The organism is Allochromatium humboldtianum, assembly GCF_013385175.1.
GTDB classification, from domain to species: Bacteria; Pseudomonadota; Gammaproteobacteria; order Chromatiales; family Chromatiaceae; genus Thermochromatium; species Thermochromatium humboldtianum.
In genome coordinates this window covers 1-19,558 of sequence record NZ_JABZEO010000016.1, presented here as the reverse complement: position 1 = coordinate 19,558, position 19,558 = coordinate 1, and the positions used below count along the sequence as shown (strand labels likewise).

Below are 19,558 nucleotides of genomic sequence, written 5' to 3'. Positions count from 1 at the left end.
GATGTCCTCGGTTGGCTCTGTGTCGGGTTTTCAGTTGTCCTTGAAGTCCTTGAAACGTGCACGGAATTCCTCCAGCCAGCGTTCGGGTTCGGCCCGGCGCTGTTCGGCGAATTCCTCGACATGGACGGCGAGCAGTTCCATCACCGCGCGTTCGCGCACCGGCAGCTCGCCTTCACCCAGGGTCTTGAAGGCCTGAGCGATGTAGTCCGGCTCGTACTCGCCGAGCTTGGCGATCTTGTCGCGATAGCCCTGCAACTGTTCGCGCGCGGCGGTCTCGATCTCCCGGATCGAGCGTTCGACGGCCTCGACCTGATCCTGATAGCGGGTCGAGAGTTCGGCGAGCTTTTGAGCCGATTCCAGGGTGGCGGCCAGACGCTCCAGACGCGAGAGATAGACGCTGAGATTGACGCCGTTGCGCGCCGCGTCCTGGGCGAGACTGCGGGCGCTCTCGCGCTGGGCCAGTTCGAGTCGGTCGCGCGCCCGGTCCATGTAGACCTGGACCGTTTGCAGCGGCTCGCGCAGTGCGGGGTTGTCGGCCATCAGGCGCTCGATGATGGGATCGACGGTGCCGAGCTGCACACTGGCCTGGGCGACCAGGTTGTCGAGTGTGCGCCCGACCGGCATGGCGCGGCGCGTCTCGTTACGGTAGGCGAGATATTCATCCTCCAGCGCCTTGCGCTGCGCGGTCGTCAGAACCACGTTCGAGCCGATCGCCAGACGTGCGCCCGTATTGTAGGAGCGCCGTTCCTCGATCCGGCCCTCGTCGGGTTTCCAGGCATAGACGTCGAGTTCGGCGCGCAGTGAACTGCGCAGATCGGCGGGCGGTGTCGAGACGCTCCCGCCGCGTACCGCTACGCCGCCCGGCTTGCCCTGCCAGATCTCGGGACGAAAGACGCCCGTGGTCATCTCCTGGGCGTTGCCGATGAGATCGTAGAGGCCCAGCCCATTGGGTTGGCGCAGACCGATCGGGCGCAACTGATGCTTGGCATTGCCCAGATGCCAGGCGTACTCGTCGAGACGGGCGGCATCGAAGGGCAGTCGATCGTCGAAGACGCCGGCTTCAAGGGCCGGTTGGCCGCCGCGCGTGGCGTATTCCAGTTCTTCTTCGGTCGGCAGACGGATGAAGCCGGGGACATCGGCGTATGTCGGCAGCTTGGTGGTGCGCTCGGGATGCGCGGGGTCGAACAGCCACTGATTGAGCGTGCGGATGAAGTCCTGGATGTCCTGATGGCTGACCGAGGCCAGGGGACGCATCAGGGCCTCGCGCTTGGCGCGTCCGTCCAGGGTCGGGATCTTCTGATCCTCGGGATCGGCGCTGACCGCAAGCAGACGCTCCAGACCCATGACGGCGATGTATTGACCGCGCGTCAGCTCGTATTTGGCCAGCAGGATCTCCCAGCCGGTGCCGTCGGCGTTTGGAAAAGAACCGCTGATCTGGGTGCGTTGCAGTCCCTCGAAGATCCCGCCTGTGGCATCGCCGATCTGGATGACGCGCTGCTGATCGCCCCAGAAACCTGGGCCGGGCACCGTGAGTCGTCGGAAGACGAGTTGGGATTCGTTGGGCAGGTCGATGACGACATCGCCCTCGGCCGGCTTGGGGTTGTCGGGCGTGCGCGGCGGCGGTTCGGCGAGCACAGCAACGGCGCTCAGGCACAGGCAGAGCCATAGCCCGAGCCGTCCGAAGAGCGGACGCAAACCCTGGATCGAGCGGCGTTCAATCGGCACGGACGACCTCCGACGGATCGATGTTGGTGGAGCGCCAGGCCGCGACCAGCGCGGCCAGACAGGCCAGCAGCAGTGTGGTCAGGACGATGGGCGCGATCAGTGAGGCGGGCAGGGCGCAGAAGCGCTCGTCCGGCGCCAGCTCGTTGGCGAAGCTGCGATTGATGACGGTGGCGAGCGCGCCATAGGCGCCGAAGCTGACCGCCAGACTCAGGGCCGCGATCATGAGCCCCTCGACGATCGGGAAGAAGGCCACATGCGCGCGCGACAGCCCGAGCAGCCGGATGATGCCGAGTTCGGCGCGCAGGCGATCGACGGCGGCATAGAGACTGGCGACTAGCACTGCCGTTCCGCCGCACAGCCCGAGCAAGGCGATCAGCCAGAACAGGCGCGTCGCTCCGCCGTCGAGCGCCTGGATGCGTTCGATGGCCTCGATCGCGGCGTCGACCTCCAGACCCTGTTCGCGCAGACGCCGATAGAGTCGCGGCACGTCGTCGAGACTGGCGGCATAGAGCCGGAATCCCCGATAGCCGGCGCGCTGCATCTCGAAGCGTCCGCTCGACGCGACATAGGCCACGGCCCGATCCTGAGCCGTGCGCAGGATGCCGAGCAATTCGATCGGCGCCAGCGGCTCGGACACGGGACTCGGCCCCAGGGATCGCAGGACGAAGGACAGCTCCGTGCGTCCCGGACTCGTGACTACGATGCCGTCATCCGCACCCTGACGGGTGTCGGCGTCTGGGTTGGAGTCCAAGCCCATGTCCGAGCCGACGCCCGAGTCCGCATTTGCCTCTGCGTCTGTCGGCCAAAGCACGGACGTCAGTTCCTCGGCCCGCTCACGGCGTGCCTGGAAGCCGCCCCAGGGCACGGGCGGCAGATCGAGCCGCGCGGCCTGTGCAGCGTCCACTGAAAGCCCGGCCGGACGCCACGGCCGACCATCGGCGCCGATGAGTTCGAGGTCGCGGACATAGGGCAGCAGCAGCGGCTCGCGACCGCGCAGCTTGGTCTGAATGGCGCGGATGTTGGACTGGGTGATCGGCGTGTTGGGCGTGCTCAGGTCGTAGGCATGGAGCCGTTGCGGAATCGGCAGGCCCAGCAACGCCTCGGCCTGATCGCGCGTGATTTCCCCGATACGCGCAAACCCGGTCTGGATGATGGCTCCGGTGCGCACGATCGGCGACAGCGGTTCGTCGAGCAGCAGCACCACGCCGTCGAAACTGGGATAGGGGTCGGGCGTATCGCCGGGCCAGCCGCGCCGCGCGGCGGCATAGCCTTCCTTGTAGGACTCGACGTCGAGCACGAACGCCAGTGGCGCATAGATCCGGGTCAGGGTGCCGGCGCCGATCGGCAGGACACCGACCACCTTCAACTCAGCCTGGACGTTCTCGGAGCGCCCGCCACGGGTGCGGCTGACCCGGACGCCGAGCCGGTCGCCGACCGCCACACCACTGAGACGCGCCGCCTCGGCGGTGAGAACCACCTCGTTTTCGCCCGGCACAGGCGCGCCGTTTTCGAGCAGGAAGGGATCGCCGGCCGCCGTCGGAATCAGATCGAACAGACTCGTCGTCTCATCGGCCCGCACCACCTGCACCACCGAAGAGAGCGGCAGGATGGTCGGCGTCAGAAAGGCCACGCCCGGCCAGGCCGCGACCTGCGCGAACCAGTCCTCGGAATAGGGCTGGGTCTGGGTCGGACGCAGTTCGCGATAGACCGGGTCTTCGACCAGCCGCTCGCGCAGGGTCTCGATGGTGCCGTGCTTGAGTCCGAGCAGCACCAGGAGCGGTGCGATGACGGCGGTCAGCGCGATGACCAGACAGAGCGTGAGAATCCAGTCGTGACGCAGATGCGCCGCTGCCAGGGCCGGCACCAGGCGTGCATGCCCTGAGCGATGTGTCTTCATGCGATGACTCGCTTCGCGTCATCCAGGGCGCGGCAGGTCGAGCGCGTCTCGGACTCCGAGAGGCGTTCGAGATCGAAGGTATAAGCCCGGTCAACATGCTCGGCCAGCAGATCCAGATCGTGCGTGACGACCACCACGGCCAGATGCTGCTGGCACGCCAGCGCGTTCATGTCGGCCAGGACGGCGCGTGCGCGCGGCTTGTCGAGCGCGGCCGTGGGTTCGTCGGCGAGCAGCAGACGCGGACCATGGGCGATGGCTCGCAGAATCGCGACCCGCTGGCGCTGTCCGATCGAGAGCGCATGCGGTTTGCGGTCCAGACACTCGGCCACGCCGAGCCGCTTGGCCAGGGTCTCCAGTTCGCGATCCGCGAGGCTGACGCCCTTGATGCGACAGGGCAGACGGATGTTCTCGCGCACGCTCAGAAACGAGAGCAACCCGCCCGTTTGCGGGATATAGCCGAGCGCCTCGCGCCGCAGCGCCGCCAGCGCGCCTTCGTCACCCCGCGCCCAGAGCGCCGCCAGATCCTGTCCGGCACCCTCCCCGGCGAGGTGCAGCCGGAACTGCACCGCCGAGGTGGGCGCGAGGATGAGCGCGATCAGATCCAGCAGCGTGCTCTTGCCGCACCCGCTCTCGCCGATCAGGGCGACCACCTCGCCGGTGTCGACCCGCAACTCGGGTACCCGCAGCTCGAACCCGCTGTCGGCCTGGCCGCGCCGCTTGACGATCGACTCCATTCTGACCATCGGTGCCTGTCCGTCGCGCATGGTCAGCGACCGCTCAGGGCAGATAGTCGATGTGCAGCGGATAGACCATGTCGCTGTCGGCATCCGTATCGTTGAGCCTGAACCAGGCGTCGACCTGATCGTTGATGGCGCGATACTGTTCGAGCTTGGCCAGGATGCTCCATTCCAACTGAGCGCGCTGCTCGGCGGTCATGCTCGCGAACATCTCGTCGGTCAGGGCCAGCACGTCACTGCGATAGGGCAGGGACTGGATGAAGGCCGGCAGCAGTCCGGTATCGGCCAGACGCTGGGCCTGTGCCAGATCGTCCGGACGCTTCATCGCCTGTCCCGAGACGCTTTGCAGCGATTCGAGGAACTGCGCCTGTGTCACCTCGGCGCGCATCAGCGCCTGCATCACGCTGTCGAGCGCCTGGGCGAGCGAACTCAACTGCTCGCGCGTGACCAGCACCCGGACTTCCAGCGCGCGGTCGGCCGGATTGATCAGGTCACGGTCGAGCGACCAGGCGACGATGTCCTTGGGCGGGTTGGCCGACTGGCCGATGTACTCGATTAAGGCCGCCTGCCAGATGCCTGAGACCGAATCCAGGACTTCGGGTGCCTCTGTGGGGGAGGTGCCCGGCACGGTCGGGGGCGTCGCGGCCCCAGGAGACATCGGCGCGGCCGGCGCCTTGGCCGCCAGTGTGCGTTCGAGTTCGGTATTGATGCTGGTGGTCACGCGGTCGACCAGCTGGCGATAGGCGTCATCCTGAGACGTATCGACCTGTTCCAGCGCCTGTTGCGACGGGTTGCCACGGATGCGCGCCAGGGTGCCGAACTGCTGCAGGGCACGCGGAAAATCCTCGGCTGCCTTGGGATTCTGGAGATGGATCGCCAGCAGATGGACGTTGGCATCGTCGTATTCGCGCCGCAGATCGGTCTCGTCCTTGCGTGTGGAGTTGTGCGCATCCCCCTTGAGGTGCGAGCTGGCGTCACCGATCAGGATGACGAACTTGATCGACTTCTCGCGCCAGGGGGACTGACGCAGAGCGGCATCCACACCGGCGAAAACATCCTCGTCGTACCCCAGACTGCCGACGCGCGTCGCCTTGGCGTCGGTGTCCAGGATCTCGGCCAGACGCTCGGCCGTGACCAGGGTCGGCGTGTGATTGCGGGTGAGATAGTCGAGTTCGGGCACGGCTTCGAGCGAATCACGATAGGTCACGAGACCGAAGCGGAAGCGATCCTGGGTGCGTTCGCTGAAATTGCGCGCCATCTTGGCCACCGCGTCGCGGGTCATGTCGATGAAGGGTTGCATACTGCGCGTGGTGTCGATGACGAAGACGATGTCGACGGCGATGTCCTCGATGCCCTGATCGGCGGTGTCGCGTCCGGTCTGGGCCTGCTCGCGATACTCGGGCGTTTGCAGCGTATCGGCGCCGCGCGCGCCCGGAACGGCCGAGGCCAGTTGCAGCAGACGGACATCGTCGCCATCGATCTGGGTCTGCGACCATTGCAGGATCGGCAGCATGTAGAAGTTGGTCGTGATGTCGACGAAGCGCTTCGGCTCCAGACTGATGACGGCCTCGGGTGTGCCGCCGCGATCGATCTCGTCGTAGAGCGCCTGAGCGCTGGCGGCCATGTCCATGTCGTCGACGATGGCTTGCAGCGTCTCGCGATCCTTGAACATGAGCACCGGATGACGCCCCTCGATCGGATCACCCGGATGGGTGAAGGAGACCAGCAGCGCCTGACGCCACTCGAAGACGTCCTTGGCCTGCATCCAGCCGTCGGCCTGGGTGCGTGTCCGGCCGACGCGATACCAGCCGCGCGGTTCGGCGCCCTCGCGCAGATCGATGTCACGGCGCTCGAAGGCGTAGAGCGGGCGGAAGGCCGGCGGATTGGCCTGGACGATCGCGCCTCCATCGGCGACCGGCTCCTGGTAGATATTCGAGAAGGGACGCGGCAGCACCCGGAGCGTCAGTTGGGTCGCGGTCTCGATACAGGGTGAATCGCCCGGACAGGAGAGGCCGTCGTCGATCGGCTGTGCGGGTGGTGTCGAGGGCGTATCCGTGGTCTGGGTCTGATGTCCGGAGTCGCCTTCCAGTTCGGACAGATCGGCCAGCGCCGCCGGCATCCATAGGAGCCAGCTTGCCGCCAGGAGGCCGGCGAAAGCGAATGTTTGTGCGAAGGATCTTTCTCTGTGTTCTGTCTTCCAAGGCATGATGTGTCCCCAAGCTTGTTCACGAACCGAGAAGCCAGTCAGATTATAGTCAGGGTTCCGGATTTCGGAGACGAATTCAGTGCCGAGAATGAAGTTGGCAGTTTTTGTCCTTTATGGATTCGAATGCGACAGAATGATGTGGAATTTGGCGATATGCAGATAGATCCTCTGCATCGAGTCATATTCACGGGGCCGGAGTCGAGCGGCAAGAGCACGCTCGCCGAGCAGTTGGCGGCCCATTTCTCCGTCCCGCTCGTGCCCGAGTTTGCGCGCGCCTGGATTCTGGAGAAGCTGGCACGCACCGGCGGGAACTGTGTTCTGGAAGATGTCCTGGTGATCGCCTACGGCCAGCAGGCAGCCGAGGATCAGGCCGCTGCCGGTCTGGCGGAGGATGGATTCCTGATCTGCGATACCGATGTGTTGACCATCCGCATCTGGTCGGAGTGCTTCTTCGGTGCCGTGCCGTCCGAACTCGACGCTATGCTGACCGAGTGTCGTCCAAGGCGCCGGCGGGATCTCTATCTGTTGACCGACATCGACGTGCCCTGGGTGGCGGATGGCGTGCGCGATCGGTCCGGGGACCGCTGTGGTCAGATGGCGTTGTTCCGCGCACGGTTGGCGGAGGCGGGCTATCGTGTCGTGCTCGTCTCGGGCGACCGGGAGACGCGCCGACGCCGTGCGATCGATGCGATCGAGCGTTGGCGGGCTGGAACCGGCGAGTGCCGAGAGTGAGTTTTGGGATGACCAGCCGTCCCGGCATCCATGCCAAATCCTGGGCCGGACTTCAACCAAAGAACCAATAACAGACGCCGATCGCGGCCATTACCCCAGCAACGTCCGCCGCCAGCGCACAGCCCACGGCATGTCGTGCCCGCTGGATGCCGACCGCACCGAAATAGACCGCAAGCACATAGAAGGTAGTCTCGGTGCTGCCCTGGATGGTGGCCGCCAGAAGGGCCGGAAAGCTGTCGACACCGTGCGTCTGCATGGTCTCGATCAACATAGCACGCGCACCACTGCCCGAGAAGGGCTTGATCAGCGCCGTCGGCATGGCCTCAACGAAGCGGTCGTCCCAACCGATCCAGGCGACCAGTGCGCGCAGTCCATCCAGCCCGAGATCCAGCGCCCCCGAGGCGCGCAGCACCCCCACCGCGCACAGCATGGCCACCAGATAGGGCAGGAGATCGCGCGCCACGCCGAAGCCCTCGCGCGCGCCCTCGACGAAGGACTCATAGACCGGAACGCGGCGCCAGGCGCCGACGAGCAGGAACAGCAGGATCAGGCCGAACAGGATCAGATTGCCGAGCAGCGAGGACAGTGCGGCCAGCGCACTCGCCGACAGACTCGCCAGCACCGCCATGAAGCCGCCGAGCACCAGTGCGCCGCCGCCGAGCCAGGCCAGCAGCACCGGATCGTGCAGCCGCAGACGCTGCATGAAGGCCACGGTCAACAGGCCGGTCAGGGTCGAGGCGCTGGTGGCGAGCAGGATCGGCAGGAACACCAGGGTCGGATCGTCCGCTCCCTGCTGCACCCGGTACATGAAGATCGACACCGGCAGCAGTGTGAGCGAGGAGGCGTTGAGCACCAGAAACAGAATCTGGGCATTGCTTGCGGCGCGCGGTTCGGGATTGAGTTCCTGGAGCGCGCGCATCGCCTTGAGGCCGATGGGCGTGGCGGCGTTGTCCAGCCCCAGGGTGTTGGCCGTGTAGTTGAGCGTGATGAGTCCGAGCGCCGGATGCCCGCTCGGCACCTCGGGCATGAGCCGCCGAAACAGCGGCGCCAGTCCGCGCGCCAGCCACTCGACCAGTCCGGCCCGTTCGGCGATGCGCAGGAAACCCAGCCACAGGGTGAGCGTGCCGAAGAGCACCACCATGATCTCGACCGAGAGTCGGGCCATGTCGAACAGGCTCGTGACCACGGCGGCGAAGACCGCTCGATCGCCGTCGATCAGCCAGCGTCCGAAGGCACTCAGGCCGGCGACGACGAAGAAAACGAGCCAGAGTGCATTGAGCATCGCGCCTGTGCCTGCGGATCAGGGATCACGGGCCACTCGGAAGCCGAGCATGTTGAGCTTGGTGTCGGGCGCGAAGCGCGCGCGCACGAAGGCGCGCATCGAGTCGGCGGGTTTGTTGAAGGCGCCGCCGCGCGCGACGCGGTTGGAACAGTCGCCGGCGAGCAATGCGCGCCCGTCGTCCGGAGCGCTCTGGTAACGTGCCCGATAGCAATCGGCGACCCATTCCATGGCGTTGCCGGCCGTCTCATAGAGACCGAAGGGATTGGCTGGGAAGCTCATCACGGGCGCCGTGGAGCGGTTGTCCCACTGGCTGCCGCAATCGAAACAGACGGTACGGTTGGAGCCGGCGTTCTGCCCCCACCAGAAGGGCGTGGTGGTTCCGGCGCGTGCGGCGAACTCCCATTCGGACTCGCTGGGCAACCGATAACGGCGCCCGGTCTGTTGTGCCAGCCAGACCGCATAGTCGCGCGCTTCCTCCCAGCTGACGCCGACCACGGGGCGCGTGCCGCGTCCCCAGCCCTGATCGCTGGGCGGCTCGCGGCCGGTTGCGCGGGCAAAGCGGTCGTACTCCAAAAAAGTGACTTCATGAGCCGCGATCATGAAAGGGCCGACCCTGACCGAACGCGCTGGACTGTAGTCCTCGCCGCCGAGACTGTTGTGGCCCATCCGGAAACTGCCGCCGGCGAGTACGACCATCGCCGGTCCGGGCGTGCCGTCGCGCAGTCGGTCCTGATGGATGCGCGGCGGCTGGCCGGCCTCGGCGGGCGGTTCGGATGACTCGGGTTCGGGGTCTGAGACGAGGGATTCGTTGGGGACCGGCGGCTCGACCTGGGTGGCCACTGCCTCAATCCCCTGTTGCGGCCGAGGAGCGCCGGCACGTTCACTCATCAGATAGAGGTTGGCGACCGCCGAGACCGAGAGCAGCACGACCAGCAGGCCCGTGGTCGGAACCAGCCAACGCGGCGTCTTGCCGCGCACGATCACCGGCGCGGACGGAGTAGGCGTCATCTCGCGCTGGTCGGCGGTGCGACTGGCCTCCAGCAGCTCCTGACGTAAGCGCTCGATCTCGGTGTGGGCCTCGCGGATCGACTGATCCTTGCGGTCGATCTCCTTCTTGAGTCCTTCCAGTGCCAGGTGCTTGTCCTCGAGTGCGTCCTCCAACCGCCGGCATTCCTCGGTGATGTGATCGAGAGCCTGCTCCTTGGCGTCTAGGGACTGCTGTATCAGCAGCATTTCCTGTTGGAGTGCAAGTCGTTCGGTCGCCGTTGCGACCTGGCTGCTGGGCGCTAAGTCGTGCTCGCCCAGTCGGGCACTGAGCCGTTTGACCTCCTCTTCCGCCTCCTGGCGCAGCTGCTCCAGGGTTTTGCGCAGCAGTTCGGACTCTGCGTCGGAATAGATTTGCGAGTCGGATTGCTCGGCCATCGGTATGTTTCGGTCTCGATCGTCGTGGGGACGGTGATGTCGGCGATTGTCCGACTTTGGCGGCCTGGATGCCAGACCAAACCGATCTCGGGGTCGCGCGCCTTTCGTGTATGCTTGGTCGAGCGTATCCATCGCCCGGCGAAACGTCCGGGCTCAGCGTGGTTCTAAAAGGTCGGTTTCAGGGCGATACTTATCGCCGAATCACAGATCGTTCCATTCAGGAGAACGCCCTCTATGTCCTTGCCCTTCAAGGAGCATCCGCTACGCCATCAGCTCGTCACCGAGCTCCATGCACGCACCTATATGCCGCTACGCGCACCGGCGCGGCTCTCGCACATCGCCGCCGTCTGCGGTGAACGCGGTAGCGGTCGCACCGTGCGCCATCTGCAAGAGCTGCTCGAACACTATGGCGTGCCGCGCCCGGAGCGTATCGAGCAATATTATCTGGTCCGTCTCGGCGACATCCGGCTGCTCTGGGAGCGCCACACCGAGTTCGTCAGCTATACCTTCAGTCTGCCCGGCCCCTTCACGCACCCCTTTGTCAATCCGGTCATCACCCAACTGCCGGCGGACTGGCTGGCTGGGATACCGGGCGAGGTCGTCGCCGCCGTCTCGCTAGCGCTCGAACCGGCCGACAAGCCCGAGTATTCGCTCGATGAGCTGAGCGCATTGTTCGGCGGCCATCCGGTGATCGGCTCCGAGGTGGTCGGCGGTCTGGCGCGCGCCTATTCGGATCTGCGCATCCACGAGGACGGTTTCTCGCGCATCCTGCTGCGCGACCAGGGGTTGTCGCCGAATCAGGCCGGGCGTCTGGCCAAACGCATCCTGGAGGTCAGTTCCTACCGCGCCATGGCGCTGCTCGGACTGCCGCCGGCACGTGAGGCCAACGCCTGTCTGAGCGATGCCGAGCGGCGTCTCGTGGCGGTTTCCTCGCGCATGGCCTGTCAGGATGATCGCAGTCAGGAGGTGCCCGAGAGCGAACTACTGGCCGAGCTGACCGATCTGGCTGCCGAGATCGAGGCGGTGGCCGCACGCACCAGCTATCGCTTCGAGGCTTCGCGCGCTTATTACAGCGTGGTCATGCAGCGTCTGGATCAACTGCGTCAGCGGCGTATCGAGGGGTTGCAGACGCTCACCGAGTTCCTCGAAGCGCGTCTGACGCCGGCGATCGCGACCTGTGATTCGACCGCCAAGCGCCAGCAGGGACTGGCCGAACGCGCGGCGCGTCTGACCAGTCTGCTGCGGGCGCGTGTCGAGGTCGAGCTACAGAAGCAGAATCGCGGCCTGCTCGAATCGATGAACAAGCGTGCCAAGCTGCAATTGCGGCTCCAGGAGACGGTCGAGGGGTTGTCGGTGATCGCCATCGGCTATTACGGCGTCGGCCTGCTGGCCTATCTGTTCAAGGCGCTGGAGGCCCATGGTCTGCCGCTCGCCTTCGATGCCACCTATGCCACGGGGCTGGCCGCGCCTCTGGTGGTGCTGATCGCCTGGCTCGGCATCCGGCGCATGAAGGCGCGTCTGCTCAAGTCCGAGCATGTGAAGGTTTAGATGTTGCGCCCCGTGTGATCTCTGAACGGCCTGTTCGGCATCGGACGAATCGGCCGTCTCCGAGTCTCCGAGTCTCCGGGTCACTTGGGGGTGAGGTCGGCGATCCGGGCGCACCCCCTCTATTGACTTCGTTCAGGCCGCCGTCACGGGAATCCCCGCGATCCGCCCACGCCACTCAGCCGGTCCGGTCTGGTGCACCGACTCGCCCCGGCTGTCGACCGCGACCGTCACCGGCATGTCCTCGACTGCGAATTCGCGGATCGCCTCCATCCCGAGATCCTCGAAGGCGACCAGTCGCGAGGACTTGATGGACTTGGAGACCAGATAGGCCGCGCCGCCGACCGCCATCAGATAGACCGCGCCATGCTGCTTGATCGACTCGATCGCCGCCGGTCCGCGCTCGGCCTTGCCGATCATGCCGATCAGCCCGGTCTGGGCGAGCATGACCTCGGTGAACTTGTCCATGCGTGTGGCGGTGGTCGGTCCGGCCGGTCCCACGACCTCGTCGCGTACCGGATCGACCGGGCCGACGTAATAGATGAAGCGATCGGTGAGATCCACGCCTTCCGGCAGGGACTCGCCGCGCGCCAAGAGATCGGCGATGCGCTTGTGGGCTGCGTCGCGCCCGGTGAGCAGCCGGCCCGAGAGCAGCAGCCGCTCGCCCGGACGCCAGCTCGCGATCTCATCGCGCGTGAGTCCGTCGAGATTCACCCGCCGCGCCGCGCTGTCGGGCGCCCAGGTGATCGCCGGCCAATCCTCCAGACGTGGCGGCTCCAGTTGCACAGGGCCTGAGCCATCGAGGACGAAGTCCAGATGCCGGGTCGCGGCACAGTTGGGGATCATGGCCACCGGCAGCGAGGCGGCATGGGTGGGATAGGTGAGGATCTTGACGTCCAGCACCGTGGTCAGTCCGCCGAGTCCCTGAGCGCCGATACCGAGCGCGTTGACCTTCTCGAACAGCTCCAGACGCAGTTCCTCGACCGGATCGGCGGGGCCACGTGCCTGGAGTTCATGGATGTCGATGTGTCCGAGCAGGGATTCCTTGGCCAGCAGCATCGCCTTCTCGGCCGATCCGCCGATGCCGATGCCGAGCATTCCGGGCGGACACCAGCCGGCGCCCATGGTCGGCACGGTCTTCAGCACCCAGTCGACCAGACTGTCGCTCGGGTTGAGGATGGCGAACTTGGCCTTGTTCTCCGAACCGCCGCCCTTGGCCGCGAGCCGTACCTCGACCCGATCGCCGGGTACCAGTTCGACATGCACCACGGCCGGGGTGTTGTCGCCGGTGTTCGTGCGCGCACCGATCGGCGGGGACACGATCGAGGCGCGCAGCACATTGTCCGGGTTCAGGTAGGCACGGCGCACGCCTGCGTCGACCAGTGCCTGGAGGCTCTGCCGGGTGTCCCAGCGCACGTCCATGCCGACCTTGAGGAAGACCACCACCGAGCCGGTATCCTGACAGATCGGTCGATGCCCCTCGGCGCACAGCCGCGAGTTGTAGAGGATCTGGGCCATGGCATCGCGCGCGGCGGGCGACTGCTCGGCCTCATAGGCGGCGCCCAGCGCCTGGATGTAGTCGCGCGGGTGATAGTAGGAGATGAACTGGAGTGCGTCGGCGATGCTCTGGATGAAATCGGATTCGCGGATGATGGTCATAAAAGGTCTTCACTCAATTCGATGCCGTCAGGCGGTTCCGGATGGTGACTCGGTGCCGGCGAGACACCGGCGAGGAATCGCCGACAGCGGAAGAAACATGGGTACGGGCTCAGGGCGACCGAGCAAGGCCCCTTCCAGCACGGCAAACGGCTCGAAGCCATAGCGGCGGTAGAATGCCTGCGCCTCGGGCTTGGCGTCGACCACGACACCCACGCAGCCGATCTCCTCGGCCGTGCGACAGGCGAGGTCCAGCGCGAAACGCAGCAGCGCTTTGCCGATGCCGCTTCCCTGGGCCGACTCGGCCACTGCCAGCCGAGCGACACGGAGCACCGGCAACGGATAGCGCGGCAGCTGACGACGACGGGCCTCCGGAAGGGCATCGATCACGATCTCGGATGGTGCAACCGTGACGAAGCCAAGGATGACATCCCCAGCGACGGCCACATAGGTGACGCCAAGGTGATGACGAAACTGATTCTGACCCGCGAAGCGTAGGAAGAACCGATCCAGATCCGGATTGCCGCTACTGAATCCGCGCCGATCGTCACTCGGCTCCAGTCGCCGGATCCGAAGGCTCATGCGCCCTCGCGCGGAGCATCCATGGGATCGCTGAACAGGGCCTGCATGGCCTGATTCGGGGGTTCGTCGGACGCCAACCGCTCCAGTACTCCGGCCCCGGACTCGGCAGTGAGAACGAGCCGCGGCGGGATCAGCGCATCGTCCGGGAGCTCGCTGACAACCTGGAGATGATGCAAGAGCGCCTGCTCGATCACGAAGCCCTTCTTCAACCCGCGCGCTCGAACATAGCGTTCGAGACGGTCGCGCGTTTCAGGGGAGATATTGGCTGAGATTTGGGTCATGACAGACAGACCGGGATTTCTACGAAAGCGTAGAAAAGTCTAGCACATCTTGGGAACTCGGGAAGTCATGGCTCAGCTTCGCATTGATGTTCGGGAGCCACAAATAACGTTCGGCAGCCGATGGCTGGATCAAGCAAGAACGTGCCGGTTTCGATCTGAATTGGCCGAAAGCTTGACAACGTGAGTACAAATCCATGTGAGTCGAGGGGCCTTACCAGGGCGGCCCCAGCATCAGATAAATGGCCTGATCGCGGCCTTCCGTGTTGCCGTAACTGAGAAAGAGCGGCCCCAGCGGGGTGTCCGCTGCCAGGAAGAGGCTGCCGGCCAAACGGGCGTCGGTGAATTCGACCTCGTCACGCCGGTTCCAGGTATTGCCCAGTTCCAGCGAGGCGCCGGCATAGACGGGTACCAGCACATCGTTGAGCCGGTAGCGGTACAGACCGCGCAGCAGGCCCAGATGCTGGCCGCTCAGGGCGTTGCGTTCGAGTCCGGACAGACGCATGAAGCCGCCGAGCTGGAACAGCGCCTCCACCGGGGCATCCTCGTCCAGGGTTGTGGCCAGGGTGACGCCGCCCTGCAGGGCATGTCGGCCCCGGCTCATGACCGCGCTGTAGTTGAACAGCACCTGATCGTAGTCGGAACTGGCGCCCAGGCTTTCACGCGAGCTGATCAGTGACAGACTGCCCAGTGAGCCGCGACTGGGGAAATAGTAGTTGTCGTAGGTATCGATGGCGCCGAGCAGGCTGAGTCGACCCACATCGAAGTCGTAGTCCACCAGATCCGGGGCGCCGACAGTGACCTCGGCGTCCCCGACCGCCCGGTCGTACATCAGCTGCAACCGGCCCCAGGTGTCGAGATTGCGTCCGAACCTCAGACGGGCGCCGAGACGGCTGGTGTCGTATTCGGCCAGCGCCCGGTCCTCATCCTGGTCGAACAGACGGAACAGTCTGGACTCATATCCCAGATCACCGCCCACGAACCATGTCTGGGCCGGATCCAGCGGATAGTAGACCTCGGTGATGAACTGCTGCTCCTCGCCCAGACTGACGAAGGTGCGCCACTCGCCGGCGTTGGCGCCGAAGGGGGTCAGGGTGACGGCGCCGCCGAGATTGAAATCCGACCCATCGCCGAAGCTGGTATAGAGTTGCAGTCCCGCTTGCAGCGAACTGGTGCCCCAGGATTTCTCCTGAGCCCGCACCACCACGCCATGCCGCCCGTCGCGCTCCTCCAGCCGATAGCCGATCTTCTCGAAATGGCCCAGACCATAGGCGCGCGCGATGCCGGCTTCCAGACGATCGACGTCCAGCGGATCGCCCGGACGCACATCGAACTGGGCCTCGATCACGGCATCGCTGATCGACGAATTGTTTTCGATCTCGACGAACGCCAGACGCTCCACGGGCGCGGCCCCCTGCCTCGGGTTGGGGTGGGCGGCGAGATAGCGGGCATAGGCGTCCGGCGACACGCCCAGCGCCGCCAGCGTGTGTGTGTGGTCGCGGGCGGCCCGTTCGCCGATAGCGATCGCCTCGGCGGATCGCTTGAAATCACCGCTGCTGATCCCGGCCTCATCGAGCGGCGGCACGATCAGCAGATCCCGCCGGGTCAGGGATTCGATCTGGCGTTCCGTGTTGTTGCGAGTGAGAAACCCCGTGAGCTGCTCGACCACGCCGAGGACCGATTTGATGTCTTCGCGGGTGAGTAGCGGCGTGCTGATGTCGACGGCGATGACGATGTCGGCGCCCATCTCGCGCACCACACTGATCGGCAGGTTGTTGGCCATGCCGCCGTCGACCAGGGTCCGTCCGTCGATGTCCACTGCCGCGAAGGCGCCGGGAACCGCCATGCTGGCCCGGACCGCCTGGGCCAGATCGCCGTGCCTGAGCACGACTTCGCGCCCGGTGGCGATATCGGTCGCCACGGCGCGATAAGGGATGCGTAGCCGGTCGAAGTCGCGCACCTCCGACACCGGCAGCAGCAGTCGGCGCAGCACCAGATCGAATTTCTGCCCCTCGACCAGCGCCATCGGCAACCGCACCTGGCCATCCTTGAGGCCGGGTTTGTGCTGGATCAGATTCAGCTTGTCGTCCTGCTTGCGACGAAAGGTCCGTTCGTCGCGCGGGGTGGCGTCAGTGAAGACCTCGTCCCAGTCCACCTCCTGCAGGGCCTGGGCGATCTCGTCCGGGGTCATGCCCGAGGCATAGAGGGCGCCGACGATGGAGCCCATGCTGGTTCCGGCGATGTAGTCCACCGGGATCTTCAGCGCCTCCAGCACCCTGAGCACGCCGACATGGGCCGCGCCGCGCGCGCCGCCGCCGCTCAAAGCCAGACCGATCCGTGGGCGCTGGGCGGCTTCGGCGCTCGCCATCAGTCCGTCCGGCGCGCCGACGCCGATCGCGCCGTTACAGAGCCAGCCGGCGACGGCCAGGACGGCGAGGACCAGGTGCTTTTGGAGCATGCGCCTTCTTTGATATCAGCGGACGCCGACCCGATTCACGGGGCCGCCCAGGTTGCGCCCGACACCGCCGCTGTAGCCGACCCCGGCCTTGCCGGCACCCGCTCCGGGCAGCACCCCGACGCCCGAGGCCGGTCCGCCCAAGCCGCCGGCCCCGACACCGGGCGTCACCGCCCGAGCCGTGGTGCGTCGCGCCACGCCCGCATAGCTCACGGGTGTCGCGGGTGCGCCGACGACGGCTTCAGTCGTAGCGATCAGACTGAGGTGAGTCCCGGAGCCGATCGCCCCATCGAGCAGCCAGCCTCCCGTGGCCAGAGCGAGGATGGCGATTTTTTTCAGTGGCTTGCGGGTCATTGGTCGTCTCCAGTGGCGGCATCCGGGGGCAGCTCGTCGAGATCGACCAGTTCATGGGCTTCGAGCTTCTGCGCGTCTTTGGGCGGGGTGAAGGTAAAGGCGTCGGCCGCCGGCGTGACGCCGGTCTTCCAGCTCTTGACCTGTAGCGTGTATTGAGGCGCGCTGTTCAGGGTCTTGCTGGTGATCACAAGCTTGCGCGGGATGGGCCGCTCGCCCACTTCCACCCAGAGCTGCCAGTCGGTATCGCGGTTGCGGAAGGCCAGATGCTCGCATTCCACGCCGTCGATGATCCCGCGACCGATGTGCTTGGCCTCCAGGATGCCATCGGTCAGCACCTCATAGGCATTCGTCAGCAGCAGATCGGCGCCCGGCAGGGCGATGCCGTGGCCGGCCCGCAGGGCTTCGATCAGGGCATCGACACTCTCGGGTCCATCGAGCTGGGCATAGACGTTGCGCGACTTGCCGAGCACGTTCAGGGTCTTGCCGTCGAAGACCAGTTCCACATCGGCATAGCCGCCGGTCCGGTGGGCGCGCAGCTTGTCGGGTCGGCTCAACAACGCTCCGCCGGAGTTGGTGAACTGGATCTTCTCCAGTTGCGGGGTGATGACCTCGATGGAACTGTCGAAGCTGAACTCGAGGCTCGTCTGGCTACCCACATAGTCCGTCATCGACTTGAGGATGGCTTGGGCATCCCCTTCGCGGGCCTGGGCGAGTGAACCCGTCCCGATCAGTGAGGCGGCCAGAATCAGGGAGACGGCGCCGAGGCGGGCACGCCGTGGGGCTGGAACGCTTGGAGTGGTTGTCGTCATGGAGTCGATTTCCCGAGGCTGGGGTTCGAGTGAATCGGAACGATGATGGGGAGAGCGGTCTTGTGAAGCGATCTCTCAATCCGGGAATTCATTGAACCTGCACCACCACATATCGGCCGCCTGAGGGCTGATAGTAAGTTGCCCCGCATCGATGCAGGGTCGTCCCCTCGATGATGACGGTGGTGCAGCCGGCGGGGAGCGTCGCCCGATAGACGGATGTCGCGTAGATCGTTCGGCGTGTGGTGCGGCGGGCGACACCGGCGTAGCTCATCGGTGTCATGGGCCGTCCGATCACGGCCTGCGCCTGCGGAACCAGAAAACCGCCATCGAACCCGACCTCAGCGACTAGGCCGCCGAACAGGGCGGCGGAAGCGATGAGGCTCGCCTTGACTCTTGACTTGAACATCCCGCGGCTTCCTCTCTGAGTGAGTGGCTGGTTGGGCGTCGAACCTGAGGCGCTGCCGTTTGGCCATGACAAAGATCAATCGCCCTCGGCGCGGCGATTATGTCGAATTACCCGGACGCCTGATTGACATTTCACGACATTTTGCGTCCCTGTGAGCGTGTCGGATCAGGCGTCGCGTCGGCGAGAGGAACGCCAGGCGGCGGGAGAGGCCCCGGACCAGCGATGAAAGGCCCGGGTGAACGCGGTGACATCGGCATAGCCGAGCGTGATCGCCAGTTCCTGCATGGGCAGTTGCGTATCACGCAACAGTTGGCAGGCGATCCGATAGCGGGTCTCATCGAGCAGCGCCTTGAAGTTCGTACCCTCGGCGTGCAGCCGGCGATTGAGAGTGCGTCCATGCAGACCGAAGAGCGCCGCGACCGGTTGCAGACGCAGTTCGCTCGCCGGGGCGCCGGCGATCAGAAGTCGGCGCAGTACCCGCTGAATGCGCTCATGCAGACCGCCGTCGCGCAAGGCCTCCAGTGCCTCGACCTCGCGCAGTCCGCCGGCATAGGCACGCGCGTCCGATCCGGGGAGCGGTCGGCTCAGATCCTTGGCACGGAAACCCACGGCGGCGTATTGGGCCGCGAAATGCAGCCGGGTCTGGAAATGGTTGCGGTAGGGTGTCCTGTCCTCGGGCAGAGGACAGTGCAGCCAGACGGCGTCGGGTTGCCAGCCCGGTCCGGTCAGTGACTTGAGGATGTTGTGGATGATCGCCACAGCGGCGTCGTAGATCTGCTCGGTGCCCGCAACATCCGGCCAATGGATGACATAGCCGAGCATCGCCTGATCGCCGCGTTCCCAGAGCAGGGGCACGGCCCCGCGGTCGTGCAGATGCAGGTGCAGGATGAAGAACCTCAAGGCGCTGCCCAGATCCGGTGCGGTCTGGGCGATCTCCCCCAGGGTGCCCAGGGCGTCCAGCCCCGAGTGCCGCCCGAGTTCCAGCCCCAGATGCAGGCAGCCGGTCGCCCGTGCGCAGTGGTCGAGCAGGCGGCCCATCACCGGAAAGGGCAGAGTCTTGTCCGGATCGTCGAAGGCGGCCGGGTCGGCGCCGCCCGCGCGAATCACTTCGTCCGGGTCGACACCCAGGGCCGCGAGCAGTGACGGCAAATGCAACAGCGGCGCCATGCGGATCGCTCCGTCGTCCACCAGGGGCCAACGCCCGCTTTGAGCCGCCGCCGAGTTGCAAAGCCGCGAGGGTACCCGCCGGCTCCGCTGGCGGGCGGCTCGCTCGAGCGTGTGGTTGGGCATCATCCTGAAACGCTTGCGTTCGGCATCGGGCCGAAAAAGATCCGCTGAACCTTGTCCTTTCCTATCACGCGAACGAGTTCACGCATGGTGCAGTACATCAAGATCAATGCCAGGAGAAAGATCTGAATAGCCCAAAAATGTGGCCACACGATCTCGGAGAGCAGCTTCTCGTTGGCAGCGCC

At 65.7% G+C, this 19,558-nt stretch carries 16 protein-coding genes and 1 pseudogene; 2 read left to right on the top strand and 15 right to left on the bottom strand.

What is annotated here, in order from left to right:
• Positions 1 to 30: 30 nt before the first annotated feature.
• The 4 genes from HW932_RS17860 to HW932_RS17845 are packed head-to-tail and all read right to left on the bottom strand — an operon-like array spanning position 31 to position 6,565.
• Positions 31 to 1,725 carry an SUMF1/EgtB/PvdO family nonheme iron enzyme gene (locus tag HW932_RS17860; protein ID WP_176977843.1) on the bottom strand — a complete coding sequence of 565 codons (1,695 nt, stop codon included), beginning with the start codon at positions 1,723 to 1,725 and terminating at the stop codon, positions 31 to 33.
• The gene (locus tag HW932_RS17855; RefSeq protein ID WP_176977842.1) at positions 1,715 to 3,622 is read right to left on the bottom strand and encodes an ABC transporter permease; all 1,908 of its coding nucleotides are present in this window, start codon (positions 3,620 to 3,622) and stop codon (positions 1,715 to 1,717) included. The genes HW932_RS17860 and HW932_RS17855 overlap by 11 nt, the downstream gene beginning before the upstream one ends.
• Positions 3,619 to 4,356 carry an ABC transporter ATP-binding protein gene (locus HW932_RS17850; RefSeq protein ID WP_246296915.1) on the bottom strand — a complete coding sequence of 246 codons (738 nt, stop codon included), beginning with the start codon at positions 4,354 to 4,356 and terminating at the stop codon, positions 3,619 to 3,621. Before HW932_RS17850 ends, HW932_RS17855 begins: the two co-directional genes overlap by 4 nt.
• A gap of 43 nt (positions 4,357 to 4,399) precedes the next feature.
• Positions 4,400 to 6,565 (bottom strand): vWA domain-containing protein, encoded by a 2,166-nt coding sequence (locus HW932_RS17845; protein ID WP_176977840.1) that lies wholly within the window; start codon positions 6,563 to 6,565, stop codon positions 4,400 to 4,402.
• A 153-nt stretch (positions 6,566 to 6,718) separates the two neighbouring features.
• Between HW932_RS17845 and HW932_RS17840 the strand changes: the two genes are divergently transcribed.
• Complete coding sequence (locus tag HW932_RS17840) at positions 6,719 to 7,297, top strand: AAA family ATPase (protein WP_176977839.1); 579 nt, start codon at positions 6,719 to 6,721, stop codon at positions 7,295 to 7,297.
• 52 nt (positions 7,298 to 7,349) lie between these two features.
• Here the strand turns inward: HW932_RS17840 and HW932_RS17835 are convergent, their stop codons facing one another.
• Both HW932_RS17835 and HW932_RS17830 read right to left on the bottom strand, forming a co-directional pair.
• Positions 7,350 to 8,579: a nucleoside recognition domain-containing protein gene (locus HW932_RS17835; RefSeq protein ID WP_176977838.1), complete on the bottom strand. Its 1,230-nt coding sequence runs from the start codon at positions 8,577 to 8,579 to the stop codon at positions 7,350 to 7,352.
• A gap of 18 nt (positions 8,580 to 8,597) precedes the next feature.
• Entirely contained in the window at positions 8,598 to 10,001 is a 1,404-nt protein-coding gene (locus HW932_RS17830) for a formylglycine-generating enzyme family protein (protein WP_176977837.1), read from the bottom strand.
• Positions 10,002 to 10,235: 234 nt separating this feature from the next.
• On the opposite strand from HW932_RS17830, the gene HW932_RS17825 reads away from it, so the two are divergent.
• The gene (locus HW932_RS17825) at positions 10,236 to 11,549 is read left to right on the top strand and encodes a DUF3422 family protein (protein WP_176977836.1); all 1,314 of its coding nucleotides are present in this window, start codon (positions 10,236 to 10,238) and stop codon (positions 11,547 to 11,549) included.
• A 132-nt stretch (positions 11,550 to 11,681) separates the two neighbouring features.
• Here the strand turns inward: HW932_RS17825 and HW932_RS17820 are convergent, their stop codons facing one another.
• From HW932_RS17820 to HW932_RS21670, 9 genes and pseudogenes are all read right to left on the bottom strand, one after another.
• Complete coding sequence (locus tag HW932_RS17820) at positions 11,682 to 13,205, bottom strand: fumarate hydratase (RefSeq protein ID WP_176977835.1); 1,524 nt, start codon at positions 13,203 to 13,205, stop codon at positions 11,682 to 11,684.
• 27 nt (positions 13,206 to 13,232) lie between these two features.
• The gene (locus HW932_RS17815; protein WP_176977834.1) at positions 13,233 to 13,784 is read right to left on the bottom strand and encodes a GNAT family N-acetyltransferase; all 552 of its coding nucleotides are present in this window, start codon (positions 13,782 to 13,784) and stop codon (positions 13,233 to 13,235) included.
• Entirely contained in the window at positions 13,781 to 14,065 is a 285-nt protein-coding gene (locus HW932_RS17810; RefSeq protein ID WP_176977833.1) for a ribbon-helix-helix domain-containing protein, read from the bottom strand. Before HW932_RS17810 ends, HW932_RS17815 begins: the two co-directional genes overlap by 4 nt.
• Before the next feature lie 211 nt (positions 14,066 to 14,276).
• Complete coding sequence (locus HW932_RS17805; protein ID WP_176977832.1) at positions 14,277 to 16,520, bottom strand: patatin-like phospholipase family protein; 2,244 nt, start codon at positions 16,518 to 16,520, stop codon at positions 14,277 to 14,279.
• Positions 16,521 to 16,535: 15 nt separating this feature from the next.
• Complete coding sequence (locus tag HW932_RS17800) at positions 16,536 to 16,871, bottom strand: hypothetical protein (protein ID WP_176977828.1); 336 nt, start codon at positions 16,869 to 16,871, stop codon at positions 16,536 to 16,538.
• The gene (locus tag HW932_RS17795; RefSeq protein WP_176977831.1) at positions 16,868 to 17,680 is read right to left on the bottom strand and encodes a DUF2092 domain-containing protein; all 813 of its coding nucleotides are present in this window, start codon (positions 17,678 to 17,680) and stop codon (positions 16,868 to 16,870) included. Before HW932_RS17795 ends, HW932_RS17800 begins: the two co-directional genes overlap by 4 nt.
• An 88-nt stretch (positions 17,681 to 17,768) precedes the next feature.
• Positions 17,769 to 18,086 (bottom strand): hypothetical protein, encoded by a 318-nt coding sequence (locus HW932_RS17790; protein WP_176977830.1) that lies wholly within the window; start codon positions 18,084 to 18,086, stop codon positions 17,769 to 17,771.
• Between the two features lie 165 nt (positions 18,087 to 18,251).
• The gene (locus HW932_RS17785) at positions 18,252 to 19,253 is read right to left on the bottom strand and encodes an AraC family transcriptional regulator (protein ID WP_176977829.1); all 1,002 of its coding nucleotides are present in this window, start codon (positions 19,251 to 19,253) and stop codon (positions 18,252 to 18,254) included.
• 122 nt (positions 19,254 to 19,375) lie between these two features.
• Positions 19,376 to 19,558, bottom strand: a pseudogene (locus HW932_RS21670) (hypothetical protein); the annotation flags it as partial.